This is a genomic window from Desulfovibrio ferrophilus, from assembly GCF_003966735.1.
Classification (GTDB): domain Bacteria; phylum Desulfobacterota; class Desulfovibrionia; order Desulfovibrionales; family Desulfovibrionaceae; genus Desulfovibrio_Q; species Desulfovibrio_Q ferrophilus.
Map to the genome: position 1 here is coordinate 1,809,229 of NZ_AP017378.1, position 17,740 is coordinate 1,826,968.

General features: G+C 55.8%; 21 protein-coding genes and 2 tRNA genes. 7 read left to right on the forward strand and 16 right to left on the reverse strand.

Annotated features, from left to right (window positions below; genetic code table 11):
• Positions 1 to 160: 160 nt before the first annotated feature.
• Complete coding sequence (gene murA / locus EL361_RS08425; protein WP_126378477.1) at positions 161 to 1,414, reverse strand: UDP-N-acetylglucosamine 1-carboxyvinyltransferase; 1,254 nt, start codon at positions 1,412 to 1,414, stop codon at positions 161 to 163.
• Between the two features lie 87 nt (positions 1,415 to 1,501).
• On the opposite strand from murA, the gene EL361_RS08430 reads away from it, so the two are divergent.
• Both EL361_RS08430 and EL361_RS08435 read left to right on the forward strand, forming a co-directional pair.
• Positions 1,502 to 1,577, forward strand: a tRNA-His gene (locus EL361_RS08430).
• 292 nt (positions 1,578 to 1,869) lie between these two features.
• The gene (locus tag EL361_RS08435; protein ID WP_126378479.1) at positions 1,870 to 2,334 is read left to right on the forward strand and encodes a hypothetical protein; all 465 of its coding nucleotides are present in this window, start codon (positions 1,870 to 1,872) and stop codon (positions 2,332 to 2,334) included.
• Between the two features lie 69 nt (positions 2,335 to 2,403).
• Here EL361_RS08435 and EL361_RS08440 read toward each other — a convergent pair whose 3' ends face one another.
• Together EL361_RS08440 and selB are read right to left on the reverse strand one after the other, a co-directional pair.
• Positions 2,404 to 2,643, reverse strand: coding sequence for a hypothetical protein (locus tag EL361_RS08440; protein ID WP_126378481.1), 240 nt, complete (start codon positions 2,641 to 2,643; stop codon positions 2,404 to 2,406).
• Between the two features lie 148 nt (positions 2,644 to 2,791).
• Complete coding sequence (selB, locus tag EL361_RS08445; protein ID WP_126378483.1) at positions 2,792 to 4,699, reverse strand: selenocysteine-specific translation elongation factor; 1,908 nt, start codon at positions 4,697 to 4,699, stop codon at positions 2,792 to 2,794.
• A gap of 160 nt (positions 4,700 to 4,859) precedes the next feature.
• Between selB and EL361_RS08450 the strand changes: the two genes are divergently transcribed.
• Positions 4,860 to 5,345 (forward strand): VOC family protein, encoded by a 486-nt coding sequence (locus tag EL361_RS08450; protein ID WP_126378485.1) that lies wholly within the window; start codon positions 4,860 to 4,862, stop codon positions 5,343 to 5,345.
• A 235-nt stretch (positions 5,346 to 5,580) separates the two neighbouring features.
• Here EL361_RS08450 and EL361_RS08455 read toward each other — a convergent pair whose 3' ends face one another.
• From EL361_RS08455 to EL361_RS08475, 5 genes are all read right to left on the reverse strand, one after another.
• Positions 5,581 to 6,129: a hypothetical protein gene (locus EL361_RS08455; RefSeq protein WP_126378486.1), complete on the reverse strand. Its 549-nt coding sequence runs from the start codon at positions 6,127 to 6,129 to the stop codon at positions 5,581 to 5,583.
• 551 nt (positions 6,130 to 6,680) lie between these two features.
• Complete coding sequence (locus EL361_RS08460) at positions 6,681 to 8,069, reverse strand: aminopeptidase (RefSeq protein WP_126378488.1); 1,389 nt, start codon at positions 8,067 to 8,069, stop codon at positions 6,681 to 6,683.
• Positions 8,070 to 8,097: 28 nt separating this feature from the next.
• Positions 8,098 to 9,498: an L-seryl-tRNA(Sec) selenium transferase gene (gene selA, locus EL361_RS08465; protein ID WP_126378490.1), complete on the reverse strand. Its 1,401-nt coding sequence runs from the start codon at positions 9,496 to 9,498 to the stop codon at positions 8,098 to 8,100.
• A 225-nt stretch (positions 9,499 to 9,723) separates the two neighbouring features.
• Positions 9,724 to 10,941 (reverse strand): bifunctional folylpolyglutamate synthase/dihydrofolate synthase, encoded by a 1,218-nt coding sequence (locus EL361_RS08470; RefSeq protein WP_126378492.1) that lies wholly within the window; start codon positions 10,939 to 10,941, stop codon positions 9,724 to 9,726.
• Between the two features lie 22 nt (positions 10,942 to 10,963).
• A complete protein-coding gene (locus EL361_RS08475; RefSeq protein WP_126378494.1) occupies positions 10,964 to 11,749 on the reverse strand; it encodes a 3',5'-cyclic-nucleotide phosphodiesterase in 786 nt (261 codons plus the stop codon).
• A gap of 247 nt (positions 11,750 to 11,996) precedes the next feature.
• Here EL361_RS08475 and EL361_RS08480 point away from each other — a divergent pair.
• Positions 11,997 to 12,073: transfer RNA gene (locus EL361_RS08480), tRNA-Arg, on the forward strand.
• A gap of 106 nt (positions 12,074 to 12,179) precedes the next feature.
• Positions 12,180 to 13,370, forward strand: a complete 1,191-nt coding sequence (locus tag EL361_RS08485) for a tyrosine-type recombinase/integrase (RefSeq protein WP_126378496.1) — start codon at positions 12,180 to 12,182, stop codon at positions 13,368 to 13,370.
• A 4-nt stretch (positions 13,371 to 13,374) separates the two neighbouring features.
• Here the strand turns inward: EL361_RS08485 and EL361_RS08490 are convergent, their stop codons facing one another.
• Positions 13,375 to 13,701 (reverse strand): helix-turn-helix domain-containing protein, encoded by a 327-nt coding sequence (locus EL361_RS08490; RefSeq protein ID WP_126378498.1) that lies wholly within the window; start codon positions 13,699 to 13,701, stop codon positions 13,375 to 13,377.
• A complete protein-coding gene (locus EL361_RS08495; RefSeq protein ID WP_126378501.1) occupies positions 13,698 to 13,946 on the reverse strand; it encodes a hypothetical protein in 249 nt (82 codons plus the stop codon). Before EL361_RS08495 ends, EL361_RS08490 begins: the two co-directional genes overlap by 4 nt.
• A 289-nt stretch (positions 13,947 to 14,235) precedes the next feature.
• Between EL361_RS08495 and EL361_RS08500 the strand changes: the two genes are divergently transcribed.
• Positions 14,236 to 15,174, forward strand: a complete 939-nt coding sequence (locus EL361_RS08500) for a pentapeptide repeat-containing protein (RefSeq protein WP_126378503.1) — start codon at positions 14,236 to 14,238, stop codon at positions 15,172 to 15,174.
• Positions 15,175 to 15,232: 58 nt separating this feature from the next.
• On the opposite strand, the gene EL361_RS08505 is transcribed toward EL361_RS08500, so the two are convergent.
• The 6 genes from EL361_RS08505 to EL361_RS08525 all read right to left on the reverse strand — a co-directional run bounded on the left by EL361_RS08505 (position 15,233) and on the right by EL361_RS08525 (position 17,001).
• Complete coding sequence (locus EL361_RS08505; RefSeq protein WP_126378505.1) at positions 15,233 to 15,505, reverse strand: hypothetical protein; 273 nt, start codon at positions 15,503 to 15,505, stop codon at positions 15,233 to 15,235.
• Positions 15,498 to 15,629 (reverse strand): hypothetical protein, encoded by a 132-nt coding sequence (locus tag EL361_RS17320; RefSeq protein ID WP_269471683.1) that lies wholly within the window; start codon positions 15,627 to 15,629, stop codon positions 15,498 to 15,500. Before EL361_RS17320 ends, EL361_RS08505 begins: the two co-directional genes overlap by 8 nt.
• Complete coding sequence (locus EL361_RS08510) at positions 15,626 to 15,844, reverse strand: hypothetical protein (protein ID WP_126378507.1); 219 nt, start codon at positions 15,842 to 15,844, stop codon at positions 15,626 to 15,628. Before EL361_RS08510 ends, EL361_RS17320 begins: the two co-directional genes overlap by 4 nt.
• A 10-nt stretch (positions 15,845 to 15,854) precedes the next feature.
• Positions 15,855 to 16,091: a hypothetical protein gene (locus EL361_RS08515; RefSeq protein WP_126378509.1), complete on the reverse strand. Its 237-nt coding sequence runs from the start codon at positions 16,089 to 16,091 to the stop codon at positions 15,855 to 15,857.
• Positions 16,092 to 16,268: 177 nt separating this feature from the next.
• On the reverse strand, positions 16,269 to 16,736 hold the full coding sequence (locus EL361_RS08520) for a phage regulatory CII family protein (protein ID WP_126378511.1): 468 nt from the start codon (positions 16,734 to 16,736) through the stop codon (positions 16,269 to 16,271).
• Between the two features lie 70 nt (positions 16,737 to 16,806).
• Complete coding sequence (locus tag EL361_RS08525; protein WP_232034910.1) at positions 16,807 to 17,001, reverse strand: helix-turn-helix domain-containing protein; 195 nt, start codon at positions 16,999 to 17,001, stop codon at positions 16,807 to 16,809.
• A gap of 178 nt (positions 17,002 to 17,179) precedes the next feature.
• On the opposite strand from EL361_RS08525, the gene EL361_RS08530 reads away from it, so the two are divergent.
• On the forward strand, positions 17,180 to 17,602 hold the full coding sequence (locus tag EL361_RS08530; protein ID WP_126378515.1) for a helix-turn-helix domain-containing protein: 423 nt from the start codon (positions 17,180 to 17,182) through the stop codon (positions 17,600 to 17,602).
• Positions 17,603 to 17,740 lie beyond the last annotated feature (138 nt).

Genomic DNA, 17,740 nt, shown 5'->3' on the forward strand with positions numbered 1-17,740 from the left:
AATCGAACTCCATACTACCTATAGTTTAATCATTTTTACAAGGTCTGCGTCAAATCATTCCGGGTTGTTGCAGGTAACAAAAAAACCCCGGTTCCAATTTTGAAACCGGGGTCTGCAATCAATTTCTGGAGCACGAAAGAACGGCTCGCCTCGATCAAAACTACTCTTTTTCGCGGCGAATATGCCCCCCCACCGCCAGCAGTTTATTCTCGATGCGCTCATACCCACGATCCAGATGGTAAATGCGCTGCACTTCTGTTACTCCCTTGGCTGCCAGCCCAGCCAGGACCAGCGAGGCCGAAGCACGCAGGTCCGATGCCATGACCGGCGCGCCACGCAATTCGGTGACACCTCGAACCATAGCGGTGCGTCCATCAAGGGTAATGTCCGCCCCCATGCGCCTGAGTTCCTGCACATGCATGAAACGGTTCTCAAAAATGGTTTCCTTGATCATCCCCGCGCCTTGGGCCACGCACATGGTGGCCATGATCTGGGCCTGCATGTCCGTGGGATATCCAGGAAATGGCAAGGTGGTCACGTTGGCACCGTTGAGGCCATTTCCACGGCGGCAAAGCACCCCACCCTCAGCTTCTTCGATGGTCATACCCATCTCTCGGAGCTTCTGGACCACGGCCTCCAGTTCAAACAGCGGACAATCCTCGACGATAAGCTCACCGTCGGTGATGGCGGCTGCGCAGAGGAAGGTTCCGGCTTCGATGCGGTCGGGCATGATGCGATATTCGCAGCCAGTAAGCTTCTCAACACCCTGTACGGTAATGACGCTGGTCCCGTGCCCGGTAATCTTGGCTCCACAGGCGATCAGGAATTTAGCCAGGTCCACGACTTCCGGCTCACGCGCGGCATTGACCAGCATGGTCTCGCCCTCGGCCAGAGCCGCAGCCATAAGCAGGTTCTCGGTTCCACCCACGGTGGGGAAGTCGAACTGAATATGCGCGCCCTTCAATCCGTCCTTGCAGGTGCCATGGATATAACCGGCATCCAGATCAAAAGTGGCACCCATTGCCTCCAGTCCCTTAAGGTGCAGATCAACGGGTCGGGCTCCAATGGCGCAGCCTCCGGGCAAGGAGACCTTGGCCTCTCCCATCCGAGCCAGAAGCGGCCCAAGGCACAGCACCGAAGCTCGCATGGTCTTCACCAGATCGTAGGGGGCCTCGATCTTCAGGTCACACATTTCCACCTTTGCGGTGTTGCCCTCGAAGGAACTCGCACATCCCAGGATTTCCAGCAGCTTCAACGTCGTGTGAATATCCCGCAATCTGGGCACATTGGTATAGGTGATGGGACCTTCCACCGCCAGTGCTGCCAACAGAATAGGCAATGCGGCATTCTTGGCGCCACTGACCTTAATGGTACCGGAAAGGGGTCTGCCCCCCTCAATCACAAGCTTGTCCATGCACTCCACCTTATGTAAATTAACGTTCTCTTCTTAAAAACACTTGACCGTCCACCGGTCCTCAGTTAAATCAACCTTCCTCTTGCGGTGGGTGTAGCTCAGTTGGTAGAGCACCTGGTTGTGGCCCAGGTGGCCGTGGGTTCAAGTCCCATCACTCACCCCATAAGAAGAATATGCCCCGCTCCGGCGGGGCTTTTCTTTTGCCGATTTCAAACTCGGCACTCCCGCCCGCAAAGCGCTGGGGATTTATACCCCGGGCCGGTCCAAAACAAAAGTGAATTCCCCGTCGCCATGTCCGTACTGTGCCTGCTCCATATCGCATTCAACAACCGCCCTGCAAAGTCTTGCACTGGCAGGACGTAACCTATACAACTGCTTGACCAAACCGCTGCCCTTGCACCGGGAAGCAGCACCAACCAGAGAGAACACACAGAGACAGAAGAGACAGAATTCACATGACACCCATTATGCACATCACTACAGTCAGCCTTCTCTGGGCAGCTCTTTCTTTATGTTCATCAACTCTTCTCATTGGCCCTGATTCAGCCTTTGCCGCGAGCAGCGTTCCCATCCAATTCCAACTCCCAAGCAACCCCGGCGGCAAGGTCAATATTTCATCGAAGGACCGTGCGGCCATCGCCAGCACCTTGTCCGGCTACAGTGACCTTATCGCCAATGTCGCGGTCGTGATGCGAGGCTTTGACGTCAACCCCTACATGACCGAAGGGCACACCACTCGCATGGCAGCCTTCTCCCTGAGCCTGACCCTTAAAAACGGAAGCTGCCTCTGCTCGAAAATGCGCAAGGTTCCAGAAGACAATCTGGGCCGAAGCATTCAGGAATGCATCCGCCACTGTGTCCGGCGATATCAAAAAAAGACAGGCGGAGAAGAGGCCACGGTCAATCTGACCAATCTCTGATTTTGCCCACCAAAAAAGGCCGCTTGGGCGACCTTGTGCTTTGATCATACAGGCGAGCTGCGCTCCGGCTTACAGAAATCCAACTTCGCGCATGGCCAATTTCAGATATTTCCAAGCCTCTGCACTGCTGACCTTCTTGAAATTGTCCTTGAGGTCACTCTTGGCAAACGCACCGATACGCCAGCGCCCCTTCACATGCACAAGGGTTTCGTGCAGCTCGGCTGAGTAGACCATCACTCTGTCGGTCTCGTCATCCACCATCGCCAGAGGAGTGGTGGAAAAGCGGGTGGCAATTAAATTATTAGTCATATTAGGTAGTTATCAAAGTTTGAAAAAGGATATTACCGAGGCAAATCCAATCAAGCAAGAGGGGAACAGGCCAAAAACGAAAAATACTATCCCCTCTCACATGATACCCACAAATAACAGCCGTTTATAACGCGCTCGCAAGAAGTCATCAGCGCTTGCGAAGCCTGCGCTTATCCCCCACTCGCACGGTGAGCTTGTCTTTGTCGAAATGCTCCAGAAGCGGGATGGCGAATTTTCGAGAAAGCCCGGTGATGGTCTTGAAGTCCGGGGCCGCCATTTCACCACTCTGTTCCAGAAAACTGACCACCTTGGAACGGATGGACCCCAGAGCCTCGGCATGGAAGAACATGTCCTCCTTGACCTTGACCAGTTTACCCTGCTCCATGAGCAGCCTGAACACGCCTGCGGCTTCCTTGTAGCTCACTCCCAGCGGCTCCAGCACATCTTTCAGATTGGGTGGTGTCTCACCGCCTGAGGCATAGGCCCCGAGCACGGCTTCCCGCAATTTTTCCTGATCCGCAGCCAGACTGACCTTGTGCCCCTTCAGACGCAGAGCTTCGGCTTCAGCCACCAGCTCGCCGCGTTTGAGCAACCGCTCCACAATGGCGTGGAACAGGCGTTCCGGCAGTGCACGGCCCCATGTGGAGGCCAACTCACCACGCAAGACGCCCTGCTTCATGGGATCCGTCTTGTGGAAGGCATCCACGAATGCCAATGCGGATTCACAAAGTTCATCAACGACCTGGCCCGAGGCGTACCGACGCGTCTCGCGTTCAAACAAAAAGGCCTCACCCTTACTGAGCAACGATTGCAAGGCCTTGTCCAAGGCTTTGGCCTCCAGCCCGGCCATAGTCCTGAGCTGTGCAAGGGACAAGCCCTCGGCTCCGGCCAGGGTCAACTGCATTCCGAGCACGGCTTCCTGATCATCAACGGACAGCCCGGTCAAACGCGCCAGCCCGGATTCATCGAATCGCTTCACCTTGCGGCCCAGTGGATTCAGGATGCGCCCTCCCGCAATGGTCCGAAGTGGCGAAAAGGATCGCAACACAATGCGATCGCCATAGACCCCGGGTAGCGGCTCGGGCAGGCGAATCTGACAGATCACCTTGTCGCCGGGGCGCAGGGCATCACGATCCAGCAAATGAATTCGTGCCAGCACTTCACGTGCTCCGTGGTGCAGGTGCACCTCGCGGCGATGCTTCAGCTCACGACCGGCAGAAGGCAGATAGTCCAACTCCACATCCCAGACCAGGCTGGGGAACAAGGACCCCGGACGTGCCAGCACCTCGCCACGGGTCACATCCTCCACCTCCAGTCCGGCCAGATTCACGGCCGTACGCCGCCCGGCGGGGGCCTCGGTCACGCTCGTACCGTGAGATTGCAACCCGCGCACCTTGGTGACCGTTCCTTTGGGATACAGACGGACATCCTCCCCCTCGGAAATACTGCCGGAGACCAGCGTCCCCGTAACCACGGTGCCGTGTCCCTTCATGGTGAAGATGCGATCCACAGGCAGACGGAAAAGATCCGAACGACGGTGGCTGTCATAAGTTCCTGCAAGCTCGGCGATGGCAGCTCGTAGCTCATCCAGCCCCTGGCCCGTATGTGCAGACACGGGCATGATCGGAGCCTCGGCCAAAAAGGTATCCGCCAACGCACCGGAGACATCATCCGTGACCATCTCCAACCAATCCTCGTCCACCATGTCGGTCTTGGTCAGAGCCACCAAGCCGTGCCTGATTCCCAACAGAGTGCAAATTTCCAAATGCTCGCGGGTCTGGGGCATTACGCCCTCGTCAGCCGCGATCACCAATAGCGCAAAGTCCACCCCTGCGGCCCCGGCCACCATATTCTTCACGAAACGCTCGTGTCCGGGGACATCGATGACACCCAGCCTGCCCCCATCGGGCATATCCAGAAATGCGAATCCCAACTCAATGGTGATGCCGCGTTTCTTTTCTTCCTTGAGCCGGTCGCAGTCGATGCCCGTGAGAGCCTTGATGAGAGTCGTCTTGCCGTGATCGATATGTCCGGCGGTGCCCATGATGAGCGGCATGCACTGTCTCCTTGAAAACCGTGTTGCAATATGATTTATGCAGAGTAGGTGAAATCGCTGGCGGCCTCAAGCTATCCGAACTTGCTGAAGAACCGTCATCGGTCTAGCTCTTTGAGAGGAAAACCGATAGCGTAGCCCAAACCACACAAGGGGAAACACGATGAGCATTACCTTCGAAGGGCCCGCCGTGTTCGTGGCGGACATGAACTCGGCCAGAAAATTCTATGAAGGCCTGTTAGGCCTTGAAGTCCAATTCGCGGTGGCCGAGGCTTACACGGCTTATGCGGGTGGCATGTCGTTGTGGTCCGCAGCAAGTGCCAGCGAACTGATCCATGGCTGCACTCCGGCTGAACAGCCCGGTCCACAGGGCCGCAGCAATTTCGAACTCTATTTCGAAACCGAGACCATCGTCGAGTCCTGGGACAAGATCGAATCCGCAGGCGTGCCCATTGTGCACGGAGTACGCGAGATGCCTTGGGGGCAACGCTGCTTCCGAATCCAGGACCCGGATGGACATCTGGTCGAAGTGGGTGAACCCATGCCCTTGGTCATCCGCAATCTGCTGAAAACGGGCCTTTCCCCACAGGAAGTGGCCGACCGCACCATGGCCCCGCTGGAAATGGTTGAAGCCGTGGCCAAGGGCTAATAACCACTCGTTCTCCGCCACACCCGAACCCAAGCCAATTAAAAAGCCGCCTCTCAAATGAGAGGCGGCTTTGTTTTTTACCTTGGCACAGAAAACAGAACTTACCCAACAAAACAATCTACAATCATTTATTTTCACATTACCTATTGCCTTAGTGTCATTGCCTAGCGAGACAGAAAAAAACAAGCATCTCTATATCACACATAAACCACGCTATTGCCTGTTAAATCACTGACTATCTTATCCTAGAATGCGGTACACCAATTAAGCTAGACAACCTTTCAAATGTAATTTCATCAATAAACTTCATTACCTTGAAAAAGTAGAGATATTTCTCATCATCATACCAAGGCAAAAGCACCATCATAGGATCAGACTTGTCTTTTATTGACTGAAGATTCATAACCCGCTTAATCTCTTCCTCTTTTTTCTTTCCTCCAGCTGGCCTATACAAATGATAGTCCCTGCCCAATGACACATGCGAATGGGCAATAGCATTTCGAGTCGCATGTATATACTCTATCAATTTCTTTTCATCTTTTGTGATATCATCCTCAAATAAATCGAAAAACTCGCCCATAACATTTTTAAATAGCTTCTCCCAATAAGCTGCTCTCTTCAAGTGCAACTCGTTCGGCACCCTTTCTGGAGTAGAAATAAATGCTTTGATTTTATCAGGATTGTTCCGAAGGATAACAAGATCTGACATTTGGCACTGAATCCATACAGTATACATAAACAGCTCGCCAGCACGAATCAGTGTCTCTTTAGGCCTATCCAACATTTTCGTCTCCACAACGTTTAAACAACACTCATTCAATATATCAAAGCCACATATCGTTACATCTCAATTGATAAAAGTGCAATTATGACTCATACTCAGAACTGGAGTCAGGTGAAAAGCATAATAACCACAAACATGACGCTAAAAGAGACTCCTTCACTGCAGAAAATCCACCCACAAGGACACGTTAAAATGACAAATAAGCTAGATGCATTATTTATTTAGACATTTTTAACGACTAAAACTTAGAATCAATTCAGAAAACTGAAAAGGCTTCCAGCGAATCCCTGAAAGCCTTTACTTTTAAGCTGAGAGCACGGCAATCACTACTCCCCTAGGGGCGTTCAATCGCCGCGAGGGGTAGGCACGAAAGCAAAGCAAGGCCGACGCAATACCTAACGAGTGGAGAAGCGACTTCTCTTTTCAGGGCGTTCAAAAATGGTCAGATGCTAGGCGCAAAAAAAGCCCAAGCTCGACGCGTATATGACAATACGCGAGAGTTTGGGCTTTTTAAAACAACAAAGCAGATGGCTGTTTTTCAGCGCCCTGCCCTAGCTTTCTAGGAAGGCGCGATAGGCCTGAATGGAAGCATAAACATCAGCCTTCGAGGACACCTCAAAGGGACTGTGCATGGAGAGCACTCCGGGTCCGAAATCGATGACATCCATCCCGTAGACGGCCAGGAACTTGGCCACGGTGCCACCACCGCCCACATCGACCTTGCCCAGTTCGGCCATCTGCCAGGGCACTCCGGCCTTGCTGAGCATGCCGCGCAGCCAACCTACGTATTCGGCGTGGGCGTCATTGGCCCCAACCTTGCCACGATGGCCGGTGAACTTGCAGAACACGGGGCCGTGGCCCAGCAGCGAGGAGTTGAGCTTCTCGTGGACGTCCTGATAGTCGGGGTCCAGAGCACCATGCACATCGGCAGACACGGCCTTGGTGTTCAGGAATATCTCGGACAGACGAGTCTCGGGTTCCCACTCACGCGCCAGGTCTTCCATGCAGTATTCAAAGAACAGGCTCTTGGCGCCGGTGGCACCCTCGGAGCCGATCTCTTCCTTGTCCCAGTAGAGGGCGATCTGCGTGTGTTCGGGCTGTTCGGTGCTGTTCAGAAAGGCTTCCAAAGTGGCAAAACTGCACACGCGGTCATCCTGACCGTAGCCACCGATGAGGGAGCCGTCCAAACCGACAAAACGGGCAGGACCGGCGGGCACCACCTGCATCTCGGCGGAGAACAGGTCCTCTTCCACGATGTCGTACTTCTCGTGGAGCAGTTCCAGCACACGCTGCTTGATGGGTTCCTTGGGCTCATCTCCCTTCTTGGACTTGGCCGGGGCATGACCCAACACAATGTTCAGCTTCTCGGCCTCAAAGGCCTTGGTCACTGTTTTTTCCATCTGGGCATAAGCCAGATGCGGCAACAGATCGAGGACCGTCAGCACCGGGTCGGTGGGATCTTCGCCGATATTCACACGCACGGTCTGGCCATCGGCCTTCACGACCACGCCGTGCAGGGCCAGAGGGCGCGCCAGCCACTGGTGCTTGCGGATTCCACCGTAGTAATGGGTCTTGGCCAGGCCCACGGCGCAGGATTCGTAGAGAGGATGCTGTTTCAGGTCCAGCCGCGGGGTGTCTACATGGGCACCCACAAGGCGCACGCCCTCTGATAATGGACGCTTGCCGCGCCGAGCCAAAAACACGGTCTTGCCACGCATCACGCGCACGACCCTGTCCTTGCCGTAGCCTTCCTCAAAGCCAGCGGCTTTGACTTTTTCCAAAATGAAATCAACAGTTTCACGTTCAGTCTTGCACTGCGAGATGAAATCGATGTAGCGGGTGGCCACGTCATCCATGGCCGCAATATCCTGCTTGGAGGAATAGACATCCCAGCAGTTCTTGGTTTCGTAGTTCAACTCGGGCTTCTTGGTCTTGGCCATGTATGAATCTCCTTGAGAATGCGTGTCGTTATTCAGCGTTCAGGACCTGCTGCAAAGCTGCGGAGGCCAATTGAAATTCCTTGTCTTCCAGAGTCCGTGGGTCCAGACAAAAGCGATCATCCTCGATGCGCCCGATGAGTGGCGGAGTCGTGTCGCGCAGTCGCGCTTTCAATTCGTCGGCCGCCATCTTTGTGCTCGGTTCCACGGTGACCAGTGTCGTCGGCAGATCACGCTCCGGGAAAGAGCCCCCGCCCACACGGGACACACCCGGGACCAAATCCACAGTCGCCGTATCCCCCAGGTCCCTGCCCAGACGATTCTTGAGTCGTCTCGCTCTGACCTTGAGTTCATCGGCAGTGGCAGTAATCATCTTCAAGGTGGGCACGGACCGCCTTGCCGTCAAGGGGTCCAAATACAGACGCAAGGTGGCTTCGAGAGCGGCAAGTGTCATCTTGTCGATGCGCAGGGCCCGGTTCATGGGGTTCTTCTTGATCTTGTCGATCCAGCGTTTGGTGCCCACGATGATCCCGGCCTGCGGCCCGCCCAGGACCTTGTCGCCAGAGAAGGAGACCACATCCAGTCCGGCGGCCACGGCCTGCTGCACGGTGGGTTCATCCAATGCACCACCACCGAAGTCGAACAGACTGCCGCTGCCCAGGTCCTCGATTACGGGCAGGTCGTGCTTCTGCCCAAGGGCAGCCAACTCGGAAGCCGACACTTCCTTGGTGAAACCGATGACCCGGAAATTGGAACAATGTACCTTCATCAGCGCACCGGTATTTTCGTTGATGGCATCCTCGTAGTCATGAAGATGAGTGCGGTTGGTGGCTCCAACCTCGCGCAGGATGGCCCCACTCTTTTCCATCACGTCCGGAATACGGAAAGAACCGCCGATCTCCACCAGTTGCCCGCGAGAGACGACAACCTCGCGTCCCTTGGCCATGGTGTCCAGAATGAGCATTACGGCGGCGGCGTTGTTATTGACCACCAGGGCGGCCTCGGCTCCGGTCAGACGACACAAGAGCGGCTCCACATGGCTGTAGCGGCTGCCACGCTCACCCGTTTCCAGAGCAAATTCGAGATTCGAGTAATGGGCGCAGGCGTCGCTTACGGCCTCCATGGCTTGCGGCGCAAGGATGGATCGACCAAGATTGGTGTGAATGACCACGCCTGTGGCATTGAGCACGCGCCGAAAATGCGGACGCGCACCACTGCGCACGGCAACCCGCAGGCCGGGCAACAGGACATCAAGCTTCAGTCCGGCAGGGTCTTCTATGCTCCCCTCACGGATATCTTCGCGCAGAGCCTCGAACGTGTCATTCACCAGGTCCTTCAGCAGGAGCCGGGGCAGGAGTGCAAGCTCCGGGTCCTCCAAAAGCGCTGCAAGCGCCGCGTCCACTGACGGCAGATGCCGATACAGATTCGCCATATTCGCCTTCCGTATGAATAAGGGTCCAGTTGTACTCAAACTGCCGGGAATGCTACCCGTTCGCCAGCCCTGCCGCAAGTCCCCACAACTCCATCACACAGAGGCACAAACGTGCCTCGGCCTGAGTGTGGACAGACCACAACCCAATGCCTCGAGTATCAGGGCAAGTGCGGGAAGCAAGAACGGCATCATTAACAGCATGTAATGATCGAGAATCGTGTGGACCTAGATGGATACATCCGGTCCGTGCATGCCCAGATGCTCGGGATGCAAGGCAAAGAATTCTCCCAGCAGATACAAGGAGCCACAAATCAGTACGGGGCCATTCAGGCTGGCCACATGCTCCAGAGCCTCCGCCATGTCGCGGACCCCATGAGCACGCTCACCCAAGGCGACGGCCAGAGGACCAGACGCCATGGCGCGCTCCATGTCTGGTAGCCCCGTGGCAAAGATCGGACCCTGCGTCAGGGATTGCACCTGCTGAGCCATGGACCGTAAGTCCTTATCCTGCATGCAGCCAAAGATCACGGCTTGGGGTTCAATACCCTCGGTACGTAGCGTCGCGGCCAGGGCATCCAGAGCCTGGGGGTTATGCGCCCCATCCAGAATCAATTCCGGCTCACCGGAAATACACTGAAAGCGCCCGGGTAATCGGGCTTGTGACACCCCCTGGATACACGCCTCCAAATCAAGAGACAGGTGCATGGATCGAGTCAAAAGCTTCCAGGCAGCAAAAGCCAAACGGGCGTTGGCAATCTGGTGCGGCCCCAGCATACCGGGTGCCAGGACAGGACAAACGGCCCCCTGGGCCGTTACACCATCCAATAATGCAGTGCGGAGACGCGCGGCAACATCCATGAGCGCGGACTTGGCCTCGGGGTGTTGTTTGGCGGTCACGGCCAAAACTCCCGGACGCATGGCCCCGGCCTTGTCCCTGGCAATGGCATCCAGCGTGTCTCCCAGAATCTGGGTATGATCCAACCCCACGGGCGTGAACACCGTGAGGTCCGTTTCCAGAGCGTTGGCAGCGTCGTATCGCCCCCCCAGCCCGGCCTCCATCACGGCCACGTCCACGCCAGCGCGGGCAAAGGCCAAAACTGCCAGTACAGTGATGAATTCGAAATAGGTCAATCCATCATCGCCCGAAGCATGGAAGACTTCATTGGCCAACCCGGTCCAAGACGACTCGCTCAGCATGCAGCCATTGACGAGCACACGCTCCCGAGGGGTTACGAAATGTGGGGAGGAATAGAGCCCGACGCGCAAGTCGTGAGCCGAGGCGATCTCCGCCAGATAACGAGAGGTGGAGCCCTTGCCATTGGTGCCCACCACATGCGCCACCTTGTACGGCGGACGGGTCAGCCCCAAGGTAGACAGGGCCTTGGCAACCCTTGAAAGGCCAAGCTCCATATGGAACATGCCCAGCCCGTCAAGATGGGCCATGACTTCGTTGAAATTGCTGAACCTAGAAATCGTAGACAACGCCTTTCCGAGGTAAATGATATTGGTACCCGGCCAGCTCGTGCTGGAGTTCCTTTTGAATCTGGCGGGTGTATATAGCCTTCAGGTGGGTCACGTAAAGCACGGGTTTGATCTTTAAGCGCTCCACCTTCTGCTTGAGCAAACGCGGCGTCAGATGATCCGATGCCAGGGCCAATCCTTCGAGTTCATTAGGGAAAGAGCACTCAACAACCAAGTTATTCACAGGGAAGTGCAGGTCATTGACGAAGCTGGTCCAGCCTCCATTGGGGCCGGTATCGCCAGTTACGACAACATGCTCGGCAGGGTCCTCTCCATAGAGAGCAAAACCAGTGGAGCCGGAGGAATGCGGCACAGGGAAGGCAATGACATTCAGTCCGCCAAGATGAAGCGGCACGCCAAACTCGATGGGTTCAAGAACAATCGTCGGCTGTTCTTTGGACGGAATCGCTGTAAAATCCGGCCAGATATCATCATTGAAGAGATGGTCTTTCAGGCTCTTGAGCACACTGATCTGCGAACACACCTGCACGGGGCCCTTGCGTCCGGCAAAGACCGCACTCGCCAGATTATCCGCCAGGAACGCGATATCCTTGGTGTGGTCGAGATTGGCATGGGAAACCAGGATGTGCGTAATGCGCTCCTGATCCTCGACGTCTAGATATCCGCACACAGCCCCGGCATCGAGAAGAATGGTGTCGTTGATGCAATAAGACGTCAGGTTATGCCCCGGTTGCCTTGAGCCGGAACACCCCAGCACCTTGAATTTCATGCACAGAACTCCCTTGCAGCGCCAGAGACATACTCACCTCGTCCTGGCAACTGCGCCACATGTTTCCCCAATATCAGAGAACATATCACATCGCTGAGGAGAATTCCAAACATCCGACACTCCGGCACCACTTTTTTTACGCCGCACCAAGCGGGTCTCAGGGGAATTCGGAATCCAGCTCCTCAGATGGGATACGCAGCCTTGACCCCCATCCCCATCCTGGAGTATATGTCCCCTCCTTCCGCGCGCGCCAGTAGCTCAGTTGGATAGAGCATCGGCCTTCTAAGCCGACGGCCGGGGGTTCGAATCCTCCCTGGCGCACCAAGAATTTCAAGGGGTTACGGTTAATCACCGTAGCCCCTTTGTCGTTCTTGGATAAGTTATGGATAAGTGAGTTGCGAACCCGATGCGCATCGCTTATCCGTAGAGCATGGCTACTCGCAAGTTCCTCAAGACCCGCTATCGTGGTGTTTACTATCGCGAATCCCCCAACCGTCGCCCTCACCGGGGCCGTGCGGATCGCTGCTTTGTGATCTGGTACAAGGGCGCAGACAATAAGGGTCACTGGCAGACCATTGGCTGGGCCTCCGAGGGCATCACCCCCGAGTACGCAAGCCAAAAGCGCAACGACGTGGTCAACACCGTGCGCGACGGCAAGCCCATCCCCGCCAAAGGGGCCAAGCGCTTCACCGTCGGCCAGGCCGTGGAATCCTACGAGGCCTGGGCGCGCGCCGAGGGTAAGTTTATTGATAAGGAGCTGAGCCGTTGGAACAAGCACATGCGTGCCGCGTTCGCCGCCCTGCCCATTGAGGCCATCACCGTAGCCATCCTGACAGAGCACAAAGCCAAGCTCGCACGCCTTATGTCCGAACAATCGGTCAACCATTGCTTCTCCTTTGCCCGCCGCGCCATCAACCACGCCATCGGCATGGAGCTTTACTCCGGCTCCAACCCCATGCGCTCGCGGCGCAACTCTAAATTTTCTCTGCCCCAGCCAGATAACGAATCCAACCGCTACCTCACCCCACAGGAGGCCAAAAGCCTGCTGGCGAACCTGCGCAACCGCTCCAAGCAGCTGCACGACATGAGCTTGCTCTCCCTCAAGACAGGCCTGCGCGCGGTGGAGATCTTCAGCATCACCGGCGCGGACCTGGACACCTCGGCAGGTGTGATCAGCTTCACGGCCAAGGGTGGCCGCCGCGACTCCATCCCCGCCCCGGCGGACATGATCGAGCTGCTGCAGTCCTATAGCCGTGCCCCTGGGGAGCATATCTTCCAGGCGCGCAACGGTGGGCGCATTACCAGTGGCATCAGCTCCGCTTTTGGCCGCGCCGTTGCCGACCTGAAGCTCAATGAAGGCTGGCCGCGCCCCTGCGACCATGTGATCTTCCACACCCTGCGGCACACGTTTGCCAGCTGGCTGGCCCAATCCCGCCGGGTCACCCTCCAGGAACTCAAAGAACTCATGCGCCACGAAAAGATCAGCATGACCCTTCGTTACGCCAAGCTTATCCCCGGCCAAGAGCGTGACCGCCAAGCCATCATCGCCGACGTACTCAAAGCCGCCGACCTCGCCGCTGAAGAAAACACCGACACGGCTACGGACGCCGCCCAAGGCTGACCGCCTACAACAGGCCATCATCGTCCACCGTCAACACTGCTTGCTTCACAAAAAAATTATCCAGCGCCGCACGCGGATACAACACTTGCTTGCCGTGGCGTGTGTACCGAGGCCCGCGCCCCTCGGAGCGCCACAGCTCCAGCGTCCGCCGCGACACACCATAGAGCTTGGCCACCTCTCGCGTCGTGAACGCTTGGCGATGTTGATACGGATTCTCCGCCTCGCGCACGAAGACGATCTGTCCACTCTCGGCAAGGGCAGCCAAAGCGTCCTGAAATGCCTCCGTAGCAATGTCCCTGAACCCTTTGCCCAATAAGTTTTCACCGCTCATTTGATTCCCTCCTCTCGTTCCGTGTCCGCCACCAGCACACCCGGCAGCACCTTTTGAAATCCTTCCGGCACACGCACGGCCTGCACCTCTGCCCCGCGAAAGGTCCGCAGATGATCCTGCCGCACGCGCCCCTGCACATGCTGAAATCCAACCCAGAACCCACGCGCATCGCGCCGGTCCACCCGCACCACAACGGGCCTCTGTTTGCCCCGCTGCATCATGATATCCATCCCTGGTTGCAGCATCCGTTACCTCCCTAGGCTGGCGAACAAACCATTTGCCCAAGCCAGCGTGTACCAAAGCGACAGGACGAACATGCCCCACTGCCGCGCCCGAAACGTCTCGCGGATCCAAAACGGCTGGGCGGCAAGTTAAGGGCGCAGCCCACCAAAAGGCTCCCCTGGGCGATAAAGAAAATCGCACCACCAGAGAGCACGGCAAGAATGATCTGCAACCAGTTCATGCTGGCATCCTCATGCGTAAAGCACTATGTAGCTTTGATTGTTTAGAACAATGACCTAAAGGAGCTGCACAGTGGCTAACCCCAAGCATCTCGAAATTCTTCTGACTGGCGTCACAAAATGGAATAAATGGCGGGATGACAATCCCCACATAACCCCTGATCTGAGCGGGGCGAACCTTCAGGGAAAAAACTTGCAGAAGGTTAATTTCCAAGATGCACTCATTGGAAAAGCAAACCTCAAAAATGCGAACCTTGATGATGCAAATCTTCAAGGTGCCTATCTCGCACAAACAAATCTTAAATATGCACGGCTTTGGAATGCAAACCTCCAAGCGGCAGAACTTCCAGCCGCCAACCTTGAGAAAGCAGAAATTCCTAGATCGAACCTCAAAAATGCAAATCTCTCGTGCGCAAATCTCAAGGGCGCTGATATGGGCAGCGCAAACCTCAAACGAACATTGCTCATGGATACAAGGGTTCAAAAAACTAATTTCAGGGGTGCCCAACTTGATGAAGCTGACGTCCGCAACATTTCCTACAAGCAATGGGGAATATCCCGAGGAGGATACCGAGACATCGAGCTCGGCAACTGCCACGGCAGTCAGCAATTTCGAAGATTCGCCATGGACCAAGACTTCATCGAAGAATTTCGCGTTCACAACAAACACTGGCGCTTTTGGCTTCTCTACATCCCCTGGCTGATCCTTTGCGACTGTGGGCGCTCGTTTATGCTGTGGCTGGGATGGTGCATTGCAGCGGCTGTTGGATTCGCTTTTGCGTATGAGCACATCGGTGTAGATGCCTTTCACCTGTCCAACGGTCTTGCCTGGAACTTTGACACCCTGCTCTACTACTCCACAGTCACCATCACGACTCTGGGCTTCGGCGATGTGACCCCAATTACCGCACAGGCAAAACATTGGGTTATGGCAGAGGTTATACTCGGATACATTCTGCTGGGCGGTTTGATTTCCATCATGTCCACCAAACTTACTCGCCGTAGCGGCTAATCCGAAGGCTTCAGTCGTCCATTTTTCGGAACAATAAGACTCTGAGGACGCCCAAGACTCACAGGTGCTCATATTCATCCCTCCATCCATCACCACAAAGCGACTCCAACGCCTTCAGCTCGCTGACCAGCAGTTCAGCCCGGCGGCGTAGGCGCGAGGCTTCGCCCTGCTCGCCCGAAAATTTCTTGATGGAGTTAAACAGTGAGAACGCCGTCATGGCGGAGCACAACACCACAGCCCTGCCCTCGCGAGCCGCTAGGTCCGGATCCATGGCGCGCCGGGCGCGTCCCAGAGCCCGACGAATACCCGGAGAAACTACCGCGCTATTCATCGCCCACTCTCCCCGCCAGGCTCCCCACCAGACGAAGCACCTCGCTCGTCACGGCCACAGCCAACCACAGCCCCAGGGCAAAATATCCCGCCCCAAGGGCATCGGCCCACAGTGCGCTGCTCATGACGCCACCTTGCGCAGCACAATCCCCCGGTAGCCACAGCGCCGCAGATCAGCCAGCAGACGCACGAAGGAAGGCAAATCCGGCTCTAGTTCCAACTGGCGCTCCACAAGCCGACCGTGCTTATCCTCAGCCACGATAACCGCCCGGGCAGGCTCAGCCGTCTCAGGTGTGGCCACAGGCGGAACAATGGGAAGTCGATAGGTATCCACAAGCATGGCGTTCTCCTTACCTGTCCCCGGCCGGGAGCTGACGTTCACGCCAATCCGCGCAGGACGACGGAGGAGGCGACGCAACACCACGGGCCACGTTGCAATGCATCCGGCGGCCCACCATCTCCAGCATAGCCAGTGCCGCAGTCACGGAGGATTCATCCTCCTCACGGCAAACCTGCTCGCTCCGCAAATCCAAAGCGATCTGCTTCATCTTGCGCAAAGTGCTATCGAATTGGTTCAAGGCGTCCATGACTTCCTCCATGCTGTTTGCGAGGCGGGCGCAGTGGCCACACGTCGGTTAAGGAGTGAGTGAACGATCGTTGCACCAGGGGATGCGGGGAAACCGCCGAGTGGCAAATGGGGGTAAACGGCCTCCCCGCGTTGGAGGGGATACGGTTACTCCCCAGGGGCAACGAGCACGGCACGGCTATCCGTCTTGCGGTGCGTTGCGCAGGGCCTGCAGGCCGGAGAGCGTGGCCATGGCCTCCTCAATCAGCTCATACAATTCGCGCATGAGCCGACGCGCCTCGTCCGGGCTGATGTGGTTGTCAGCCACACTGCGCTCGCCCACGCGGGCCACATCGCCCAGTTCGCGAAACATGCGCCCCATGGAAAGCACCAGATCAGCCGCGTCCATGGGCTCTGGATCAAACTTGAGGCCACCCAAACGAACCTGGGAATGCAGCCAATCCAAAAGCAACGTGTTGCCGCAGGCCACGCAGAACCGCGCCACGGTTGGCAGGCTGGGCCAGTAGTTTTCTGAGGAGAATATGCGGTTGGCGTTGGACGCCGCCCAACCGACCTCGGCGGCGATCTCGTCGCGCGTTTTGCCGGACTTGCTCACGGAGAGTTGAATTGCGTCGTACAGGCTGAGCTTTTCGAGATTCAAAGACATGATGTAATTCCTCTTGCTTTCTCATGTTGTCGGCACGCGCCGACACCTTCATTGATTGATGTACGGTGGATCAGGCGATGGAAGAGCTGGAACTGCGCTTCCCCTCGCGAGGATCAGGAAGCAATTCACGAGGCACTCCAGCCTGCACGAGCCGCTCGATGCGTTCACGCGGAGCACGACGGCCAGAAATGATCATGGACATCATCTGCGGGCTGACACCTGCTGCACGAGCCAATTCGCGTGATTCCAGGCCATACGTCACCATCCACGCCTTGAGACGCGCTTGACGGTTAGGTTTTTGGAGGTGTAGGGATTCACATAAGTTAACAATTATTTTTTCCATAAGTGACTCTCCATGGCTGGTGTTTGCTGTTTCACCCAGTCGTTAAGTGAAGTGATATTCCAGAATTTCGTAGTCGGCAACTAAAATTTCGGATTTTATAGTGAAGAATTCTTACAGCATCGGATTAGCCGAACGATTACAATCGGTTATATCATCCGAAAAAATACAAAAAAAGAAGCTCGCAGAGCTCGGCGAGATCACGACACAAACAATGTCGGATTATCTCTCCGGGAAAACACTCCCAAGCGCTAAAGCCTTGACCAATTGGATAAAAAATTTCGAATTAAACGCTAATTGGGTCCTCACTGGTGAAGGCTCCATGTTCCGAGACGAACGGGGGCAATCCAAAGACGAAGACATTGAAACAAAGACCGAACTAGGAAAGGAGCTCGCTGATATCAAAACAACACTCCAAACAGTTGGAGCCAGCGAGGAAGAAATAAAGCAGGCGCTACTCGACTACGTTAGCGGTGGCAGATCTCCACTGAAGATTGCCACAGGCACCGACGACGATTCACGCTAATAGCAGGCAAAAGCAGAGGCGACGGCATCCCACGCGGGACACTGACGCCTCTTTTTTAAAATACACAAATAGACTTACACATTGCATTAAAACAACACCACATAGAAAGAAAAGCATTATGCATACCGAAAGAATATG

What these genes read in the sequence shown, in the direction of transcription:
- murA (WP_126378477.1), bottom strand. Translation starts at nt 1,414, where the DNA reads ATGGACAAGCTTGTGATTGAGGGGGGCAGACCCCTTTCCGGTACCATT.
- EL361_RS08435 (WP_126378479.1), top strand. Translation starts at nt 1,870, where the DNA reads ATGACACCCATTATGCACATCACTACAGTCAGCCTTCTCTGGGCAGCT.
- EL361_RS08440 (WP_126378481.1), bottom strand. Translation starts at nt 2,643, where the DNA reads ATGACTAATAATTTAATTGCCACCCGCTTTTCCACCACTCCTCTGGCG.
- selB (WP_126378483.1), bottom strand. Translation starts at nt 4,699, where the DNA reads ATGCCGCTCATCATGGGCACCGCCGGACATATCGATCACGGCAAGACG.
- EL361_RS08450 (WP_126378485.1), top strand. Translation starts at nt 4,860, where the DNA reads ATGAGCATTACCTTCGAAGGGCCCGCCGTGTTCGTGGCGGACATGAAC.
- EL361_RS08455 (WP_126378486.1), bottom strand. Translation starts at nt 6,129, where the DNA reads ATGTTGGATAGGCCTAAAGAGACACTGATTCGTGCTGGCGAGCTGTTT.
- EL361_RS08460 (WP_126378488.1), bottom strand. Translation starts at nt 8,069, where the DNA reads ATGGCCAAGACCAAGAAGCCCGAGTTGAACTACGAAACCAAGAACTGC.
- selA (WP_126378490.1), bottom strand. Translation starts at nt 9,498, where the DNA reads ATGGCGAATCTGTATCGGCATCTGCCGTCAGTGGACGCGGCGCTTGCA.
- EL361_RS08470 (WP_126378492.1), bottom strand. Translation starts at nt 10,941, where the DNA reads ATGGCCCATCTTGACGGGCTGGGCATGTTCCATATGGAGCTTGGCCTT.
- EL361_RS08475 (WP_126378494.1), bottom strand. Translation starts at nt 11,749, where the DNA reads ATGAAATTCAAGGTGCTGGGGTGTTCCGGCTCAAGGCAACCGGGGCAT.
- EL361_RS08485 (WP_126378496.1), top strand. Translation starts at nt 12,180, where the DNA reads ATGGCTACTCGCAAGTTCCTCAAGACCCGCTATCGTGGTGTTTACTAT.
- EL361_RS08490 (WP_126378498.1), bottom strand. Translation starts at nt 13,701, where the DNA reads ATGAGCGGTGAAAACTTATTGGGCAAAGGGTTCAGGGACATTGCTACG.
- EL361_RS08495 (WP_126378501.1), bottom strand. Translation starts at nt 13,946, where the DNA reads ATGCTGCAACCAGGGATGGATATCATGATGCAGCGGGGCAAACAGAGG.
- EL361_RS08505 (WP_126378505.1), bottom strand. Translation starts at nt 15,505, where the DNA reads ATGAATAGCGCGGTAGTTTCTCCGGGTATTCGTCGGGCTCTGGGACGC.
- EL361_RS17320 (WP_269471683.1), bottom strand. Translation starts at nt 15,629, where the DNA reads ATGAGCAGCGCACTGTGGGCCGATGCCCTTGGGGCGGGATATTTTGCC.
- EL361_RS08510 (WP_126378507.1), bottom strand. Translation starts at nt 15,844, where the DNA reads ATGCTTGTGGATACCTATCGACTTCCCATTGTTCCGCCTGTGGCCACA.
- EL361_RS08515 (WP_126378509.1), bottom strand. Translation starts at nt 16,091, where the DNA reads ATGGACGCCTTGAACCAATTCGATAGCACTTTGCGCAAGATGAAGCAG.
- EL361_RS08520 (WP_126378511.1), bottom strand. Translation starts at nt 16,736, where the DNA reads ATGTCTTTGAATCTCGAAAAGCTCAGCCTGTACGACGCAATTCAACTC.
- EL361_RS08525 (WP_232034910.1), bottom strand. Translation starts at nt 17,001, where the DNA reads ATGGTGACGTATGGCCTGGAATCACGCGAATTGGCTCGTGCAGCAGGT.